At 49.4% G+C, this 19223-nt stretch carries 16 protein-coding genes; 8 read left to right on the forward strand and 8 right to left on the reverse strand.

The features are described 5' to 3' along the window. The 6 genes from GF404_08840 to GF404_08865 all read left to right on the forward strand — a co-directional run. A partial coding sequence (locus GF404_08840) for an alpha-ketoacid dehydrogenase subunit beta (GenBank protein MBD3382288.1) occupies nucleotides 1-811 on the forward strand: 811 nt, incomplete at its 5' end. A 9-nt stretch (nucleotides 812-820) separates the two neighbouring features. Beyond that, a complete protein-coding gene (locus tag GF404_08845; GenBank protein MBD3382289.1) occupies nucleotides 821-2185 on the forward strand; it encodes a 2-oxo acid dehydrogenase subunit E2 in 1365 nt (454 codons plus the stop codon). A 13-nt stretch (nucleotides 2186-2198) separates the two neighbouring features. Then, nucleotides 2199-3551 (forward strand): dihydrolipoyl dehydrogenase, encoded by a 1353-nt coding sequence (gene lpdA / locus GF404_08850; GenBank protein ID MBD3382290.1) that lies wholly within the window; start codon nucleotides 2199-2201, stop codon nucleotides 3549-3551. A gap of 6 nt (nucleotides 3552-3557) precedes the next feature. Beyond that, nucleotides 3558-4181, forward strand: a complete 624-nt coding sequence (locus tag GF404_08855) for a hypothetical protein (GenBank protein MBD3382291.1) — start codon at nucleotides 3558-3560, stop codon at nucleotides 4179-4181. Nucleotides 4182-4344: 163 nt separating this feature from the next. Next, nucleotides 4345-5931 (forward strand): tetrathionate reductase family octaheme c-type cytochrome, encoded by a 1587-nt coding sequence (locus GF404_08860; GenBank protein MBD3382292.1) that lies wholly within the window; start codon nucleotides 4345-4347, stop codon nucleotides 5929-5931. Further along, the gene (locus GF404_08865) at nucleotides 5928-6566 is read left to right on the forward strand and encodes a cytochrome B (protein MBD3382293.1); all 639 of its coding nucleotides are present in this window, start codon (nucleotides 5928-5930) and stop codon (nucleotides 6564-6566) included. Before GF404_08860 ends, GF404_08865 begins: the two co-directional genes overlap by 4 nt. Before the next feature lie 124 nt (nucleotides 6567-6690). On the opposite strand, the gene GF404_08870 is transcribed toward GF404_08865, so the two are convergent. Then, a complete protein-coding gene (locus GF404_08870; GenBank protein MBD3382294.1) occupies nucleotides 6691-7422 on the reverse strand; it encodes a twin-arginine translocation signal domain-containing protein in 732 nt (243 codons plus the stop codon). Nucleotides 7423-7785: 363 nt separating this feature from the next. On the opposite strand from GF404_08870, the gene GF404_08875 reads away from it, so the two are divergent. Then, nucleotides 7786-10890, forward strand: coding sequence for a hypothetical protein (locus GF404_08875; GenBank protein ID MBD3382295.1), 3105 nt, complete (start codon nucleotides 7786-7788; stop codon nucleotides 10888-10890). A 60-nt stretch (nucleotides 10891-10950) separates the two neighbouring features. Here GF404_08875 and GF404_08880 read toward each other — a convergent pair whose 3' ends face one another. The 3 genes from GF404_08880 to GF404_08890 are packed head-to-tail and all read right to left on the reverse strand — an operon-like array spanning nucleotide 10951 to nucleotide 14604. Then, nucleotides 10951-11742: a response regulator gene (locus GF404_08880; GenBank protein ID MBD3382296.1), complete on the reverse strand. Its 792-nt coding sequence runs from the start codon at nucleotides 11740-11742 to the stop codon at nucleotides 10951-10953. A gap of 31 nt (nucleotides 11743-11773) precedes the next feature. Continuing rightward, entirely contained in the window at nucleotides 11774-13585 is a 1812-nt protein-coding gene (locus tag GF404_08885) for a PAS domain-containing protein (GenBank protein MBD3382297.1), read from the reverse strand. Nucleotides 13586-13638: 53 nt separating this feature from the next. After that, a complete protein-coding gene (locus GF404_08890) occupies nucleotides 13639-14604 on the reverse strand; it encodes a protein kinase (protein ID MBD3382298.1) in 966 nt (321 codons plus the stop codon). 195 nt (nucleotides 14605-14799) lie between these two features. Here GF404_08890 and GF404_08895 point away from each other — a divergent pair, with 195 nt between their 5' ends. After that, nucleotides 14800-14994 carry a ferredoxin gene (locus GF404_08895; GenBank protein ID MBD3382299.1) on the forward strand — a complete coding sequence of 65 codons (195 nt, stop codon included), beginning with the start codon at nucleotides 14800-14802 and terminating at the stop codon, nucleotides 14992-14994. Nucleotides 14995-15101: 107 nt separating this feature from the next. Here the strand turns inward: GF404_08895 and yedF are convergent, their stop codons facing one another. Genes yedF through GF404_08915 form a run of 4 tightly spaced genes read right to left on the reverse strand, consistent with a single transcriptional unit; the run spans nucleotide 15102 to nucleotide 19209 of the window. After that, nucleotides 15102-15449, reverse strand: a complete 348-nt coding sequence (yedF, locus tag GF404_08900; protein MBD3382300.1) for a sulfurtransferase-like selenium metabolism protein YedF — start codon at nucleotides 15447-15449, stop codon at nucleotides 15102-15104. Nucleotides 15450-15474: 25 nt separating this feature from the next. Then, nucleotides 15475-16815 carry a hypothetical protein gene (locus GF404_08905; protein MBD3382301.1) on the reverse strand — a complete coding sequence of 447 codons (1341 nt, stop codon included), beginning with the start codon at nucleotides 16813-16815 and terminating at the stop codon, nucleotides 15475-15477. A gap of 22 nt (nucleotides 16816-16837) precedes the next feature. Then, nucleotides 16838-17647, reverse strand: a complete 810-nt coding sequence (locus GF404_08910; GenBank protein MBD3382302.1) for a methyltransferase domain-containing protein — start codon at nucleotides 17645-17647, stop codon at nucleotides 16838-16840. Then, nucleotides 17647-19209, reverse strand: coding sequence for a PDZ domain-containing protein (locus GF404_08915; protein MBD3382303.1), 1563 nt, complete (start codon nucleotides 19207-19209; stop codon nucleotides 17647-17649). The genes GF404_08910 and GF404_08915 overlap by 1 nt, the downstream gene beginning before the upstream one ends. Nucleotides 19210-19223: the final 14 nt, after the last annotated feature.

The raw sequence follows: 19223 nt of genomic DNA on the forward strand, positions 1-19223 counted from the left end.
ACCGCTTGCGGAATCGATGATAGCCGGTACCGGCGTGGGTATGTCGGCTATGGGATTGCGGCCGGTAGTGGAGATGCAGTTCTCGGGATTTATCTATCCCGCGTTTAACCAGATAATTTCTCATGTCTCCCGTCTGCGCACTCGTACCAGGGGGCATATGCACGTTCCAATGGTGATCCGTGCCCCCTATGGTGGAGGTGTTCGTGCGCTGGAGATGCACAGTGAATCGATGGAAGCGATCTACGGTCATATCCCCGGCCTGAAGGTGGTTATGCCAGCCACCCCGTACGATGCCAAGGGGTTGATGATTTCGGCGATAGAGGATAACGATCCGGTCTTGTTTCTGGAGCCGAAAAAGGTCTATCGCGCGATCAAGCAGGATGTCCCCGAGGAACCATACAGGATTAAACTCGGTACCGCCAAGGTTGTCCAGGAGGGCGAGCAGATTACTGTCGTCGCCTACGGCGCGATGTTGAAGACGGTTCAACAGGGTGTGGCGCTGGCCAAAAAAGAAGGAATTTCGATCGAGCTTATAGATTTGCGTACGATATTCCCCATGGATACTGACACGGTCATGGATTCGGTCAAGAAGACCGGCCGTCTGCTGGTCGTCCATGAGGGACCGCAGAGTTTCGGTACGGCCGCTGAGCTTATGGCTCAGGCAAACGAGGAAGCGTTCCTGTATCTGGAAGCTCCCCCCACCCGTTTGACCGGTTACGACACGATCGTGCCCCTGCCGATGGGTGAAGACTTGTATTTCCCCACCCCGGAGAGGGTCCACTACGAAATCAAGAAAGTTGTCGAGTTTTAAGGAGGATTTATGCTTTACGTATTCAAATTCCCGGATATCGGAGAGGGTATCACCGAAGGCAAAATCCTCGAATGGTATGTCAAAAAAGGTCAGACCGTCTCGGAGGGTGACTCGGTCATCAAAGTCGAGACCGATAAAGTTGTGACCGATATCCCGATCCCTCGTGACGGCGTGATAAAAAACCTCTACGGCAAAGAGGGCGAAGTCATAAATGTCGAGGACGCTTTAGTCGAAATGGAAGTCGAAGGAGAGGTCGCCGAGGAAGACCGTCCCGGGGCCGTCGAAAAAGAAACCGACGGAAAAGAAGCTTCCGCCGATGAAGTTGCCCATGCCGATACCGAAACCAAACCGGTTGAGGAAAAAGGCTACGGTGTGGTCGGCATGATCGAGGATGCCACAGGTGATGCATTTCTGCCATCCACCGGCGAGGGCCTGGAGGATAAGAAGGCGGCCGAAGATGCCGTCAAACCTCGTAAGAAAGCGCTGGCTACCCCGGTGGCACGCAAGATGGCCAAAGACCTCGGGATAGATATCAACGAGGTCAAGGGCACCGGCCCCGCCGGACGTGTCATGAAAGAGGATATTCAGAAGGCGTTCGACGAGAAACAGTCGGGACCCGCTGTTCCCAGAAAGGGAAAAGCCGAAGAGATCAAGGTCGCTCCCGGACAGGAAGACCTGATCGAAACCGAAGAGCTGACCCAGATTCGCAAGACGATCATCAACCGCATGGTGCAGTCCAAACAGACCGCGCCTCATGCCACCGCTTTCGAAGAAGTCGAAGTCTCAAAGTTGGTTGCTCTCAAAAAAGAGAAAAAGGCCGAGCTGGCTGAAAAGGGTATCAAGCTCTCGTATATGCCTTTTATCATTAAGGCGGTTACCCTGGCTCTCAAACGTCATAAGACGCTCAACAGCAAACTCGACATGGCCAATAACCGGGCTATCTACCAGAAATTCTACAATATCGGATTCGCGACCGATACCCCGGACGGGCTGATGGTTCCGGTTATTCGCAACACCGACCGCAAGAGTATAATCGAGATAGCAGAAGATCTAAACGATCTGGCCGAACGTGCCCGTGACCGTAAATTGACGTTAGACGAACTCAAGGGCGGGACTTTCTCGATCACCAACTACGGTTCGATCGCCGGTACTTATGGTGTCCCGGTCATCAATTATCCCGAGGTGGCGATTCTCGGAATCGGCCGAATTATGAAGCGCCCGGTGGTGGATGACAACGACCAGATCGTACCCGGTCATATCCTGCCGCTTTCGATGAGCTTCGATCATCGGATCGTCGACGGTGCCCACGCGGCTAATTTCATTCGGGATCTGATGGCCATGCTGTCCGACCCGCTGACCATGTTAATGATGTAAGGAGGCACATACGATGCAGACATACGATCTGATAATTATCGGAGGAGGCCCAGCCGGCTACGTGGGAGCGATCCGTGCCGCCCAGCTGGGCATGAATGTCGCCCTGGTCGAAAAAAACAAGATGGGCGGGATGTGCCTCAACTGGGGATGTATCCCCTCCAAGGCCTATATCGAAACCGCCAAACTGTTTGCCAGGCTGGGCAAAGCCAGATCTTTCGGAATCGAAGGTGTCAAGGCTAAAGATATTATGGTCAATTGGAAAAAAATGGTTTCGCGCAAAGATCGAATTGTGATGCGGCTGGTCAAGGGCGTTGAGTACCTGATGAAAAAAAACAAGGTTACGATTATAAACGGCGAAGCCAGGTTCACAGGCAAGGATAAAATCCAGGTTTCAGAAAGCGAGTACAGCGCCGACAAATTCCTGATCTGCACCGGTTCGAGACCGGAAGAATTCCCTTATGCCGATAAAGTCGACGAGAAGAAGCTGGTCGAGATCGATCAGTTCTTTACCTTAAACGAAGTACCCGACAATTTCCTGATCGACGGTTTCTCGGTCAACGCGGCCGAGATCGCGCAGATGTTGAGGCTGATCGGCAAGGAGGTTACAGTCTTTACCGATCGCGAAGAGTTCGTCTTCTACCTCGATGAATCGCTGCGTGAGTTTGTCACTGACAAATTCAAGAAAAGCGGAATCAAGATCTTTACCAATGCCACGGTTACCAAGGACGCTAAAGACGGAGTTTACCTGGGCGATGAGTTCGTCAAGTGCGACATGATTATCAACAGCCGACATCGCCTGCCGGTCCTGCCGGATCTGGGTCCGAACGAACTGGAACTCGAACGAGGCGCGATTAAAACCGATGAGTTCATGCAGTCCTCGAGCGAGAATATCTATGCCGCCGGTGATGTGGCCGGGCAGTATTTTGCCCAGACCGCCTCGGCTATGGCCACGGTTGCGGTCAACCACATGAACGGAATCAAGCAAAAACTCGACTTATCCAAGATGCCCAGAAACATATACACCTTCCCCGAAATGGCAACCGCTGGAATGACCGAGGAAGAACTGAGGCAGAAAGGCATCGAATACAAAGTCGGAAAGTTTCCGTTATCAGTAAACGGCAAGGCGATGATCGAAGGTGAGACAGAAGGATTCGTCAAGATCCTTTCGGAGACCAAATACGGTGAGGTCATGGGGGTTCATATCGTGGCACCGGATGCTACCGACATGATCGCCGAGGCCGTGATGGCGATGTCTCTGGAGAGTACGGTCGAAGATGTGGCCCAGGTGGTTCATGCCCATCCGACTGTCAGCGAGACGATGCTGGAAGCCGCTTTCGTGGCCGAGGACAAACCGGTTCATATATAGACTGCTATGGCGATAGAGATCTCCGAAAAATATGACCTGCCCGATCTGAAATTGTACAGGTCGGGCAGTCTATCTCAATCCGTCATTGTCTGGCGCCCGGAGAAACTGATGGTAGTGATTGGCAAAGGCTCCGATCCTTCCGATGAGTTGATCACCGACGCTATCAGTGTTGATCATGTGCCGGTTATCCGGCGTGATACCGGCGGATGCGCTGTCGTTCTGTCTGCGGATATGGCGGTGGTATCGTTTTCGCTCAGAAACGATCCCAATAAGAAGAATCCCGAATATTTTCGTCTTTTCAACGACCTGATTATTGAAGCACTGAAAAAGCAGAGTATCAGAGGTCTCGGATTCAACGGTATTTCGGATATCACACTAAACGGCCTGAAAGTAGCCGGTTCAGCGATCTACCGCCGTCGTGAGAGTGTGCTCTACCACGTTGTCTTGAACCTGTCCGGATCGACCGAGCAGATGGAACGCTACCTGAAGATACCTTCCCGACAGCCCGATTACCGTCGGAACAGGTCCCATAAGGATTTCGTGACTTCTTTTTCAGATCAGGGCGTTGAAGTTGACCTGGTCAGATTCGAAAACGACCTCAAAACATCATTTCTGCTGAATATCAAATAGATTCCGAACTATAACCTCCTGAATCAGGCAAATTGTACAAATAATAGAATACTTTATTTGTATGATAAACATTGTGAAAAAAATAACATAATTTTCGAATCGTTTTCGTCCGAAACGTATCTAAAAAATAAGATATATCGATACAACTGAAGGATAGTTGCATATGAGGTTCCCCTGGTTGATAGTTACAATTATTGTAATACTTTTAATCACAATGTCTTCAGAAATCGGGGCTGTGACCGGCGACCATTCCGAATTCGAAATCTTAAAACAGGATTTTAAAACCGGGCCGGAGGTTACCGATGCCTGCCTGAGCTGTCATACAGAAGCCGCCAGGCAGGTTCACAAGACGATTCACTGGACCTGGGTATGTCCCAAATCGATCGACCCTATTCTGGGTAAGTCGGTGGTCATCAATAACTTCTGTATCGCTCTACCATCTAACGAGTCGCGTTGCACAAGTTGCCATTCCGGTTACGGCTGGAGGGACAGCACTTTCGACTTCAGCTCCGAGCGCAATGTCGATTGCCTGGTATGTCATGACCAGACCGGCACTTACGAGAAGTTTCCGACAGATGCCGGCCATCCGGCCTACGAAAAAAAAGAATTCGGCGGTCGCATCTGGTATCCACCTGATTTGAGCTATGTGGCTCAGAATGTCGGTACTCCCAATCGGCATAACTGCGGAGTCTGCCATTTCTACGGAGGTGGTGGTGAAGGAGTCAAGCATGCCGACCTGGATGAGACCCTCGAACGTCCTACTCGCGACCTGGATGTTCACATGGACCGCGAGGGACTGAATTTCTCATGTATAGACTGCCATACGACAAAAGATCATGAGATCTCAGGACGATGCTACGCGGTTCCGGCCGCATCGGAAAGAGGGGCGTTTCCGCGCACGCCCGATGATAAACGGATCACCTGTGAATCCTGTCATACAAAAACACCTCACCGGCAGGCCAAGATCAATGATCACATAGACAAGGTTTCCTGCCAGGCCTGTCATATTCCCTATGCCGCCAAGAAGCGCTACAGCAAGTTCTGGTGGGACTGGTCGAAGGCGGGTAAGTTCGATGAAAACGGTGATATGATCGTCGAAAAAGACGAACATGGCAATATCACCTACCATACGATGAAGGGTGAATTCCGCTGGGACAGAATGACGGTGCCGGAATATGTCTGGTTCAACGGCTCGGCCAGCAATCATCTTGTCAGCGACCTGATCAATGATACCACAAAACCGGTCAGGATCAACCGTCTCCTGGGTGATAAAGATGATCCGGAGTCTCGAATCTGGCCCACCAAGGTTCATCGTGGCAAGCAGGTTTACGATCCGATCAATCGGACTTTGATCATACCCAAGTTGTTCGGCCCCAAAGGCTCGGGCGCGTACTGGAAAGATTTCGACTGGGTCAAATCTGCTCAAAAGGGAATGGATTACGTCGGATTGCCGTTTTCAGGAGAGGTCGGCTTTGTTGAAACCGAGATGTACTGGCCGATTACCCACATGATTTCACCCGCTGAAGACGCGCTCAGATGCCAGGACTGCCACAGCCGTGAGGGCCGGCTGGCACAGTTAGGCGGTTTCTATATGCCTGGCCGGGACGCTTTCGAGGGACTCGATTTCCTCGGCTGGGGTGTCGTGTTCCTCTCTGTTGCCGGAGTATTAGTCCATGCCGGCCTGCGAGTTGTCTTTAGCAGGAAAAACGACGACGATGATGAGCCGGATGAGAGCGAGGTCGAATCATGAAGAAGAGAGTCTTTTTATACAAACGTTTCGAACGATTCTGGCACTGGATGCAGGCCCTGATGGTGATCGTATTGCTCTATACCGGCTTCGAGGTGCATGGTACGTTCAATTTCATCGACTATCAACTGGCGGTTGACTTGCATAACACGGTGGTCTGGATTCTCCTGGTCTTGATTGCGTTCGCGATTTTCTGGCACTTTACGACGGGTGAATGGCGCCAGTACCTGCCCACCAAACAATACTTAAAAGAGATGATTCGCTATTACCTGGTGGGGATATTCAAAAACGAACCGCACCCTGCCGGAAAGACTGAGATATCGAAACTGAATCCGCTCCAGAGGCTGACATATCTGGGTTTAAAAGTGTTGATCTTCCCGGTTCAGATTATCAGCGGATTCGCGTATTATTACTATAATGATCTGGATGGTTTCGGGATCGGGATTCCACTGGGGGTGATAGCGTTCGTACATACCGGTGCGGCTTACCTGATGATGGCTTTCGTGGTGGCCCATGTTTACCTGACCACTACCGGGCATACGCCACTTTCGAATATCAAGGCCATGATTACAGGCTGGGAAGAGTTAGAGACCGATTCAGGAAAGCACAGGGGAGAAACAGCCAGCCTCAAGAGTTGACATATATCCCCAGATAAATGTACACTGACCCTTTCGATGTTGCGGCAGGCTGTTTACGGCCTGCCGCACGCTATATATCTATCAATGCTATCAGATTTGAGTGGTGAAGGTATGGAGCAATTAATTAGCCAACCCGCAGTTTCTTGAGAAATTCATTGACCTGAGGCCAGTTAACAACGTTCCACCAGTTATTGACATATTCACCGCGCCTGTTCTGATACTTGAGGTAGTAGGCATGTTCCCAGACATCAAGAACCAGGATGGGGTGGTCGACCCACTGGGTCAGTTTCTGGTGGTTTTCAGCCTGCAGTATGATCAGGCGGTCGTCGTCGGGACGGTAGCTGAGTATCCCCCAGCCGGACCCCTCGACAGATTTAGAGGCTGCTGAGAACTGGGCCTTGAAGGTCTCGAAGTTACCAAAGTCGGTATGAATTTTCTGTGCCAGCATACCTTCCGGTTGACCGCCACCGCCGTTGGAGGCGGGCGCCATAACTTTCCAGAAAATCGAGTGTAAAAAATGACCGGAGCCATGGAAGGCGGATTTTTTAGTCCAGTACTGCACCATGTCATAATCACCCCTGGCACGGGCCTTGGCGATTTCTTCCTCGGATTTGGTCAGGCCGTTGACATAGCCCTGGTGATGTTTGTCGTGATGAAGTCGCATAGTCTGTTCGTCGATGTACGGCTCCAGCGCGTTATAGGGGTAATCGAGAGGCGGGAGTTCATGGGCTGAAAGAATTCCCAGTGTTGGTGAACTGGTTTGCGCCTGCCCGCTTACGAAGGGTGTGCCCAAAAGTCCGGCACCCATCAGGGCACCTCCCGCACCTTTTAAAAAGTTTCGGCGTTCATTGTCCATATAATCTCCTCGCTTTTTAATCTGTTCGAGATGTCCAAAAGTAACCAGGTTGGTCTATAAAACAGTACGATGCTCCACAAAGTTCATTGTTTTTGGAGTCTGGTAAATTGATCACTGTCATACTTGATTGCTTATGGCTCAAAGAATTGAGCCTATCTGACGTTCTCGTGACAGTAGAAATTAGTTAACAAGTTGCAATTTAGTTTTTGACATCGATATTCGAATTGCTATTTTATGGTTGTACACCTTGAGAGTAATGCATCCTGGAATGACATCAATAGGGTAGATACCAGCCTTTAAACATGATGGTACAAGACAGATCCGATTGAATGTATAAACTGCTATAATTATTCTGGAGGGACTATGTATGCGAACAAGATGGTCAACAGCTTTACTTTTACCACAGCAGTGGTGTTTGTTATCATACTGCTGAGTTCTTCATCTATACTAACTGAAGGTGACGCTTCAGAAGTGATATTTGAACAGGCTTCTTCGAATCAACGGGTTTCCGCCGTTACAGTTTCGACATTTGAGGTTGAACAGGCCGATTTATCCGAGTCTGATATACCGGAGGATCTGCCCGCGACTTTATATCATGATCGGCAGGCGATAGCACGTTTGAAAGAGCAGGCCAATCGGGGTCAGCTGAGCTCCGAGGGAGAGCTGACTGTTGATGTGTCTTCCGGCAGTGATCGCGATAGAACTCTTGTCAACGAATACCCGGGGTTCAGCTATACCGGTTGGTTCCCGCCCGATCCGGTTTTGGCGGCAGGCAAGGAGCACCTGGTTTGCTGTGTTAATTCCGCCTTCGCTATCTATGACAAGGAAAACGGGGATCTGCTCTTCTCTACCACATTCGCGTCCTGGTTTTCAAATGTAAGTCCGCCAGGAAAGATTTTCGATCCCAAGGTGATTTACGACAACCACGAGGAACGCTGGGTGATACTGGCAGTCTCGCGCAATAATACTACAGAGGAAGCATCTTATATGATAACCATCTCCGATGATGATAATCCGCTTGGTACATGGTATCTGTATAACCTCGACGCTACTTTAAATGGATCAACTCCAACCGATACGTGGGCAGATTTTCCCGGCTTGGCTCATGACTACGAAGGTGCAATCTATATCACCTCCAACCAGTACGAATTTGGCGGCAGTTTCCAGTATTCGAGACTGCGCCTGTTGAAGAAATCAGAAATATACTTTGGTATTTCTGCCACCTGGCATGATTTCTGGAGTATGAAGAACTCAGATGGCAGTACCGCATTTTCAGTTAAACCGGCTGAAGTGATGTCGAGTCCTGTGGGCAACTGGCTGGTGAATACGGATGCCGGGGGTGGGGACTTCATAACCGTCTGGCGTTTGATTAATCCACTTTCGGCCACTCCGTCGCTCAGTCGTCAGGGCGATGTGGCTTCCGGTACCTATACTATTCCTCCTGATGCAGAACAGCCCGATGGTTACCCGGATATCAACACCAATGACTGCCGGGCCTTGGAGGTGATCTACCGGTTTGGCAATCTTTATTTTGCATTTACTGCCGGGCTTGACTGGGGCGGTGGCAATGTCAGAGCCGGCCTCAAATACTATCGTGTCAACAGTGCGACGCTGGATGTAGAACATCAAAGAAACTTTGGTCATCCCGACTTTGACTACTATTACCCGAAGGTTACTCCTTCTCGTAACGGCCAATGTGTGACCATGGTCTTTAACCGCTCCGGGGTCAGCGAGTATGCCGGCATACGCTATGTACTCGATTTCGAAAACAACAACTCCAGTGCTCTCTTGAAAGCGGGTGAAGGCCCCTATGAAAATGTCTATAACGGTCGCAACCGCTGGGGGGACTACAACGGTATCTGGGTCGATCCTGAGGACTATTCAATGTGGATGCATGCGGAATACGCTACCACTACTGACTACAAATGGGCCACCTGGATCGGAAGCGTCACCTGCGATCCTCCAGCCAGTATCACAAATGTACAGTTCACCCCTGAATCACCGTATTCACTGAATAATGGTGACAACGTTAATATTTCATTTGATTATTTCAATCCGAGAACCGATACCGTTATGATTTTTGGCAGACCTTATACCGATGGTCAATTGACCCCGGGTTACGGTGCCAGTGGATCGGCTTATTTCACCTACGGTTTTGGCTCAGGAAGCGACTTCTTTACGATTATGTCAGGCGAAACCGAGGTGGATTCTTTCCGGTACGTAATGAGGTCCAAAGACTACACAGATACACTGATCGATATGTTCATCCCCGTGAACTATTATTTTGGATATGAAAACGAGATCAAGAATGTCACACTCAATCCGCCATCGCCGAGCAATATGAGCTTCTACGAGCCGGTTGAAATAACTGTTGATGCGGAGATAAATACAACTAACGGAGCTGTAATACATGCCTGGCTCTTAGCTGACGGTTCCGGGCGCGCTCATGATAAGACTGCTCTGGAAATTCCCGGCGGCACTGTAACTTTAGCCCCCGCCGTGTCTGGAGGAACTACATATATTGATTCGATTTTTATCTACATATCTGAAAATGTTACTTCGAATACACTTGTGAGTATGTACATACCCGTGGAATACAACTATGAGTATTTACCCGCAAATCGAGACCTGGTCTATATATATGAAGAAGATACTGCACAGGCTAACGACTACGCCACCTTGTTAACTATGGTGGGTGAATTCAATGTCGATGTCGTCAGCGCAGGTGATGTTCTTGCTACCGATTTAACTGCCTACGATGCTATCGTACTCGGCAGGGATCTCAACAGCAGTGTCGACAGTCTGCTGGCGGCCGAAATCGACCAGGCGCACAGGCCGGTCATCGGAATGAGTTACGGTGGGGGACGCGTGTTCGATGAAATGCTGTCAACCGATCATGTGACGAGTTTGAACTCGATGGGAATACATGGGAACGCTAACGTTGTTCTGTATCAGCAGGATCACGAACTCTACGAGCATCCCTATTACCTCAAATCTTTTATCCCTGCGGATTCGATTGTAAAAATCGATAACTATATTGGTAATCGGAATATTTACGTGCCCGAGCCTCAGCTCGATCTAAACTTGTTTGGCAGAAATACGGAATCAGGCTTGCACTACTTGATGGCACAGGAGGACACAAAATATTTCTTCTGGGGGAGTTCATCCTCAATGGATTCGTTGACACAATGGGGACAGTTCCTGTTAGTCAATACGATAAACTACATGCTGACCCAGAAACCTATATGCGGTGACAATAACCATGATGGGGAGATCAATGTCTCCGACGTGATTCATGAGGTCAATTATATTTTCCTGGGTGGACATTGCCCGCATCCGTTCGAAGTGGGAGACTGCAATTGTGATGGGATGGTGAATGTCAGCGATGCCTTCTACATTGTCAATTACATCTTCCAGGACGGTACCAGGCCATGTGATACTGATGGTGACGGTACACCGGACTGCTGACTCTGTTAAGTTAATTGTGAAAACCCGCTTCGCTAACTGGAGCGGGTTTTTTTTGAGGCATTAGAGTCCCAGCATCTTGATTTCGTAATCGAATTTGGAGGGTTTGAGGCGGATCAACCAGCCATCGCCATATGGATCCTGGAGCGTGCTGTCGGGATCATCGAGCACTTTCTGATTGACATCGATAACCGTCCCGGAGAGCGGGGTGACCAGTGAATGAGATTGCAGGTCAGAAGAGAAGACCTGTAGAAGGACACCTCCCTGGCGAAGTTCATCGCCCTGTTCGGGAAGCGAGACTGTCTTGATCTGCCCGACCGTGTGCAGGAAGGTGCGCTTGACGCCCAGAAGCACTGTTCCATCCTCCTGAGTCATCAGCCAGCTGTGATCGCCGATAGTCTTGAATCCACTTTTTTCGGGCTGGCTGGAATCTGTCTTGGCCGCACTGTCATCATCATCGACCGATTCATTCTCATCTTTTGACCGCACAAGTTCCGCGGCCCGATGGAGTACTCCCAGGAGTTCTTTTTTGGTAAACGGTTTGGCGATATAGTCGAACGCGCCCAGTTGAGTGGCCTGCAGGGCGGTATTAATGGTGGCATAACCGGTAACCATGATGATCGGCAGATCGGGATGATCTTCCTTGACCATCGACATGAACTCGAGCCCGTCTATATCCGGCATCATCAGGTCGGTAAGGATTATATCTATCTTGTGCTGGTCTATCTTTTCAAGAGCCGGGCGTACCGCCAGGCTTGTGAAAACCGTAAAATTTTCCTTGCGCAGATGCTTTTTGACGCTGTCTAAAACGATCTGTTCGTCGTCAACCACCAGAACATTCAAACTGCGTTGCATAGCTTTCTCCTGTTTGTTTTCATAAGCATCCTCAAGTTTCCACTATGGGAAGGATTATCTTGAATATCGCACCGCCGTTGTCGGCCATGTCGATTTCGATCGTGCCCTTATGACGTTCTATAATACCCCAGCTGACTGCCAGGCCGAGACCGTTGGTGCCCTTGGTTGAAAAAAACGGCTCGAATATTTTGTCGATCAGGTTCTCCGGTATTCCCGGGCCGTTATCCTCGACCTCGATTATGGCCCTGTTGTGGCGTCGATCATAAATAGTCGAAAGGTGTATTTCCCCCTTGCCCTTCATCGCATCGGAGGCATTGAGCATCAGGTTTAGAATCACCTGTTGCAGTTGTTGTGGATCGCCGGAGATATCCACCATGTTTTCATCGATTTTCTTCCTGATTGCAATATTACGAAACTGCGGAAGCCGTTCAACCAAAGACAGTGTCTGCTCGATGATCTGGTTGGGATTTACCTGTATCAGGTGGGGAGCTTCCTGGCGTGCGAAATCCAGCAGGTTCCTGACGATGTCTCGGCATCGGATGGTCTCGCGGATGATGACGTTTAAATCTTCGTTCATCGGGTCATCTTCCGGAACTTCCTCGGCCATGTCTTCGGCGTATGATAAAATACCTGTTAAAGGGTTGTTGATTTCATGTGCCACGCCGGCCGCGAGCTGTCCCAGCGCTGAGAGCTTGGAGGACTGGATTAACTGGTCACGAAGTTCGCGCTCGGAGGTGACATCTCGCATAATCGTGCAGACACCCTGGACCTGCCCTTTGTAGTCGTTGAGTGGGAAACGCACTGTCTGGAAATGATGATCGCGCCCGTCGATATTGATGACTTCTTCATAGGTGCGATGACATTTGCAATCGATCACTTCCTGGTCGTGATGCTGAATCGTCTGGGCCAGGTCATGGGGCAGGATTTCTTCGGCCTTTTTGCCGATAAAATCATCCGGCCTGTGGTCGAAGGCGCTTGCTGTGACCGGGTTGACGATTATGTACCTGCCGTCAAGGTCTTTCATCGAAATCCAGTCATTGGCCGAATTGATGAAGCTTCGAAAGCGTTCCTCAGCGGTTTCGACCTCACGCCTGAGCTTGACCTGCTCTGTGATTCGATGCCAGGTCGCCAGGATCGCCTGCGGATTGCCATCGGAATCCAGAAGAGGCTTGCGGGTCACCTCCCAGTGGGTTTCATCCGGGGGAGGTGTCATCCAGATCGAGGTAAATGAATCAGCCTGATTCAGGGTCTCATCCAGGATAGCTGTGTCATCCCGGCAATGCTTTTCGAAACTCGTCCCGGCAAACATTTCCGGACAGGTTTTCCCTACCGCCTCCGAGGGAGGCAGACCTACGAACTTGCTGAAATTCTGGTTGATTCGGATCGCTTTCTTGTCTTTGTCAAGTACCACCAGAAGCTCGGGGATGTTGTCGACCAGTTGCTGTAAGAAATGACCTTCCTGTTCGAGTTTTTGCTCAAGTTCAGCCAGTTCCTCGATCTTGCGGTTCTGTTCTTTTTGGGCATTCAGGAGGTCCCAGAAAATACGCGCAAAAGTATGGTCGATCAGCTTGACACCGGGCGGACGACTGCGCTGAATCTTCTCCAGCACATCATCTCTGCCGGTCAGCTCGATAATTGTGGCAACCTCCGGAATAGCGATCGCCTTGATCATGTCGGTCGTGGTTTCAATACCCTGCTCGCGGGCAAATATCATTCCAGGTGCCTCCGGATCGGGATCCATCACGCAGACGATATTGAAGGTGAGCTCCTTGAGGAAACTTCCGCTGGTGAGTTCTATGATTTCCCGGCAGGCACGGCCCCCACCGATAATGACAGTTTTCATATCAAACCCGGCTTCTTACTGAATTTCTATCTATAATCTATAATTTCAAGCCGTCATCGCAAGGGAAAGTCCTGATCCAGCATACGGTAATAATCATCCATCAGGTCACTCAATGTATAATAGACCTTGCGAGGCCGGATCGTGAAATGATTCAAAATAGCGCTCAGGCTATCGGGGATATACGGGTAGAGCTTCTGCAGGTTCATTATCCTGTACTCGTAAAAAGCTGATCCATCTTCCGGAACAAGGCTGTTTTTGGCTTCATCGGTAAACTCCTTCGAGCGCATTACCTGTTGAAAGGAAGTGATGCCCTTACCGACTGCGTAGTTGAGAATGTTACCGATACTCCATGTGTCAAAGTCAGATACATTCTGCTTGAGATCGAAATCTATCCAGCGATATTGCCCGGTTTCAGGTTCGATGATGATATGGTCATTGCGAATATCGCCGTGACAGTATTTGTGTTCGTGCAGAAAACTGATAGCATCGATTGCAGCTACCAGGTTGTAAAGGATGCGTGGCAGATCTTCATGGAAATACTGCTCATGAGATTTGGAGATGGAGTGGATGTAGTTGAAAAAAGTCTGGCCGGGTATAAAGTCGATCACCCGTACGTTATTGCCCTTTTCGTCATAAGTCGTGTAGCCCTGCATGAATCGGCGATCGCCTTTTACCAGTTCAAGGACCTCACCTTCCTTTTCCGGACTCCGGTAGCAATGGATTTTGAAGATGCCGATATGGGCGAAAAAGTCTTCGTGGAAAACCGTCTTGATAATCTTCTGTTCGCCGGTTTCGAAGTCATACGCTGAAAAGACCCAGTACTTGGGCTGACCGCCGATTCCGAACCTGGTTTCATGCTTGTTTCCCCGTACCACGAAATCACGGCCATCGAGGCGGATTATATCCCCCCGCACGATTCTCATCCAGTCGGAAGTGTCAACCACAATCGAGGGTGTATCGATGTAGCGCCAACCGGTCAATTCGATAATGCGTTGTTTGAGTCGCTCTAGATCAGTCATAAATACTTACATGTAATATCGGCACCATTCAAAGTTCGTCTACAATTTCATTTATCAATAAAATCGGACAATGGGTAGTATACAAAATTTTCATAAAATTGCGTCATTGTTTATGTCTGTTAAATAACTCGCAATAACACTTGCGCATTTTGAGCATATGCTTATAATGGTGTCTGTACATGAGGAGGTGATTAGATGGTAAAACGAGACCAGGGTATTATGGGACCCGGCGGAAAATGTGTCTGTATCCGGTGTGGATTTGAAAAACCTCACCAGAAGGGCAGTCCCTGCCGTGAGGAGAAATGCCCCGAATGTGGCATCCGGCTGTTCAGGGAAGGCTCACCGGAACACCAGAAAGTAATGGCTAAGAAAGCCGAGAAGGACAAATAGTTGACCGCAATAATTTAGTTTGAGCGGAGTTAATTCGTCTCTTGAACTGCTTATTTTTTTCTGATAAAAACCGCCTCTAATTGAGGCGGCCTTTTTACGCCGGTTTTTTATGGAGATAGTATCTTTTTAAATTGTAACATCGAGTTAACGGTCGTTTTCATGTCGGTCGGGCTGCCGATTTTGAGCTTGTCCTTGCGCTTGTAATAATCCAGGCAGGTCCCACAGCTGAGGATTTCAGCTCCCTCCTTTTCGAAGGCCTCCAGGCTGTCCAAAACCTGCGAGCCTTCGGTGGTCAGAAATATGCCCGAGTTCATGCATACGATTTTAGCGGGAATCCGTTCAGATTCGAGAATCATCTTGAGGTAACTCTGCATCAGTTTCTCACCCAGGTCGGGTTCTCCGTCTCCGATCGTTGATGATCCCAGAAACAGCATTAAATCGCTTTCGATAGCCATTATAGTCCTCCTGTGGATGTATTATTTATTCTTGTGACAGAAGCATATCGTCGCCAAATAATTTGTACATACGTGCGAATTTCGGTTTTAGAGCTTTGACCGCCTTTATCACTTCTTTTTTGTTTCCTGTAACGATTGCTGTTTTCATGGTATTTAGAGCTTTACTGTGAGCTTCGCGGTAGCTTCTGAGTGTCTCGATCTTTTCAGTATCGAATGAGTACAGGGACGGGTCGAAGTCGGCAATCAGGACTGCCTGCCAGCGTTTCTGAGCTTCTGCAGTTAGATCGCTGATGTGCTCCAGGTCGATTTCGTTGAGACGATCGCCGTATTTCAACTGCACACTTTCAAGAAGCCGGACCATGATGCCGTGATAGGAATTGAGGTAGTCTATGTAGTACTCGAGATTCAACTCGTTTCTCAGACTCGTCATTGGCATTTTGGCCTGCTCCAGAAGTTCATGAGCGGCGATCGGATTTCCCTCCGCCTCCAGTGCGCCCGCTGAGCTTACGAAGAAATTCTCGACCAGATCAAACAGGTCCTGCCAGGTCTGGCTGTCAGTATAATCGTAATGATTTGACCTGAAAACCGCCCAGGTGGACAGCAGGCTTTCGAGAGCGAGTTTGGATTTATCGAGCTTTCCCATATCCGTCAGTGCCAGTGAGGCGATGTACGCCTTATCGAGGGCAATCATATCCATAACCAGCGGGATTTCATCTGCATCGTATAGCTTGTCGAATACATAACCGCCTTTTTCAGCACCCCAGACTTGCATACCGGCAGAATCGAAACCTCGATCCCAGCTGGTCAGGTATTCATTGGTCAAAAACACCTCGCTTTCGGCGAAACTGGCTCCCCGAAGTGTCGATTCGCAGGCTTTTTCCTCGGTACTGCCATGGAAAGCGGAATCTCCCAGCGGATGTAGCCTGATCTCGCATCCCTGCCTGAGGATCAATGAATCAGGATTCAGTTTCTCGAGAGGAATTTCATCTTTCCACGCTCCAGCATAGGTGAGAGGATCGGGCAGTTCATAGACCGCGCTCTCGTACGTCGTGTCATCTATCCTGCTCACCCGGTAAACTCGCTGGCGGTATGGTTTCTGATGATACTCTGAGACTGCCTGCTCGACATACAGCCAATGCGCGTCAGAGCGATGACGCCAGACCGGCACCATCTTGAGGCGGATATCGTAATAGCTGGAATCCTCGATCGACTGACGGTAGCTCGAAAACGATCCGCTCATCCACGATGTCAGGCGTGCCAGATCGCTGTCTATCTTGACGGCTTGCTTCTGCTCTGCATCTGATGCGCAACCAGAAAATATGATCGTGAAAACCAAAATTGTAACTGCAATTATACTGGATTTCATTATATATCCTCCCCTGGTAAAACTAATTGCGTTTTTTTGCGGTCAGAATATAACAGAGCGGAAGGAGTTTGTCATCCTCCAAATGACCAAAGCAATTGGAAATGTCATGCGGGTACTCATGAAACGCGTTAATCTCGAAACCGCTGGCTATGACAGTATTGAGGATTGTCGACAACTGGTGAAAGAATTCATAGCTGACATGGGCGTCATATGACTCGTTTCCGTAATAATCGATACCAGACGTGTCTTCATAGATTTCGTCGCGAAAATATGAATACGATATTTTGAAAGGATTTCTGGGATCGTATTCCGGTTCGTCATCGGTGGCAATCATGTTTAAAAACGGATGGCTTTCATAGATCATCAGGATGCCCCCGGATTTGAGCATTTTTGCCACGATTGCGAAGAAACCCCGCAGGTCAGGAAGCCATGGCAGTGCTCCAATGGTGATATAGACCAGATCAAATCTATCATGCCAGCTCGATTCGATATCGTATACATCGATACGAACGAATTCGCAATTTGCTTTCGATATCTCGGCCAGTTGCTTTGCTTCATCGATCGCCTCATCGCAGATATCGAAACCGACACCCGATTTCGCGCCGAGGTTGACAATCGAAATCAGTTCCTGCCCGTTGTTGCAACAGAGATGAGCCACCGACCTGCCGTCAAGACCGATTTTATTCAACATCTCGGTCTCATGTTTATCCAGAGTCGAATAGCCGCTTTCTTTGAACTTCACGTGAGGGTCGAGCGGTCTGTTTTTCTGATGATAAGGCATGGCCTGATTCCAGGCAATGCGATTAGCTTCGGTATATTTCTTGTAATCCATTATTCCACAACTATGATTTCAACATCTGCTATATATATCTGGCTTCGGTCGCGGTTTTCGAGAAAGTTTCTGAGCATAAAATCAAGATCCGGTTCGACCACCTGGTCGTATCTTGTTTGACCGTCGACTACGATGGTAATTTTGTGATCGGGATTGAACAACTCTGGATTCACCCTGATCCCAAGCCTCAAAACGCGCGAGGTCTCGATTTCAATCCGGTTTGCGACAGCTTTTGCCCGGGTTAGGCCGGATTCGCGCTTGTAATCGAACAGGGGAAAGTGGTCGATTTCCGGCAGTTGGCCAGAAAGCTCAACTTCTTCACCATTTCTCAGGACAATCAAGTTTACTGAATCGCCACGGTTGACAGTCCTTTTGAAATTATCCAGGTCTTCCATTTTGACGATATCCGCCTGGTTAGCCTGAATTATTATATCGCCGGACTCGAGCCCCGCGCTGGCGGCGAAAGTCTCTTCATCGACCACCTGGTCGACCGCAACACCTTCTCCTTCATATTCCCAGAGAGGCATAAATCCGATCACGATCCGCTCATCGGTCATCTCTATATTGTAAACTTCATGCCAGTCCGGGTTTTCGCCCATGAATGTCTCTTTGATATCCAGCCACATCAACTGACCATAGTTCGTGTCAGCGGTTTCCCAGATCAGCTCGGTCGGATAAGGATCACGCACATGAGTGCTCAAAAACCTGTCAATAATCGGCAGGACTTCTTTTTCGTAGTCATCGATATTATGAGTCCCTTCGAATTCATGGTAGAGGATATCGGCGCCGGCCGAGAGCGCCAGCTCGATAGTCGGCTTCATCGTACGGGTCGGGTAGAGCTCGTCCTCGTCGGTCGTAACAGCATAGATCGGACGGTTGCGCAGGTTGATCGGATAGAGATGGTAATCTCCCGCCATACCGGCAACACCCATATGACCGTTGAGGGCGATAAAGGCGGCATAGTCGCTGGCCTTCAGCATAGCGTGAGAAAACGAGGCCGAGGCACCATCGGAAAACCCACCCAAATAAACCCGGTTGTCATCCACATTGTATTCTCTCTTAACCGTGTGAATCTGGTTTTCGATATTGGCCATCCCGACTTCATCCCACCAGGTCGCGCCCATCTGGCCAAAAGGCCAGAGCGCCAGCCAGCCATTGTCACGGGCGATAATGCCGAACTCATGATCACGCGCGTAATCCAGCTGGGTAGAAAAAATCTCACTGCGGCTCACTCCGCCATGCAGGATCACAAACAGCGGTGTCGGCTCTTTGGGATCATAGGTTTCGGGTACATAGAGAACATAGGGACGCATCTTACCATCGGCGCATTCAATTTCCCGCAGGAAAAAATCACCCTTTTCGGCGGGTTCGAATTCGATGTTCTCGAGATAAGCTTTTACTTCCCACCAGTCTGGATCAGCAGAGACTACACTCGCGATCAATTCATCCGTCTCTGCGGGATTGTCAGATTTTATCACTTGATCCAGGTCGCTTTGCCAGTCGGCCATCAGTGTCAGCGACAGGCCAAGTATCAAACATAATGCGGTAATTAGTTTTCTCATGCAGAACTCCCCCC

The organism is Candidatus Zixiibacteriota bacterium (genome assembly GCA_014728145.1).
Taxonomy (GTDB): Bacteria; Zixibacteria; MSB-5A5; order JAABVY01; family JAABVY01; genus WJMC01.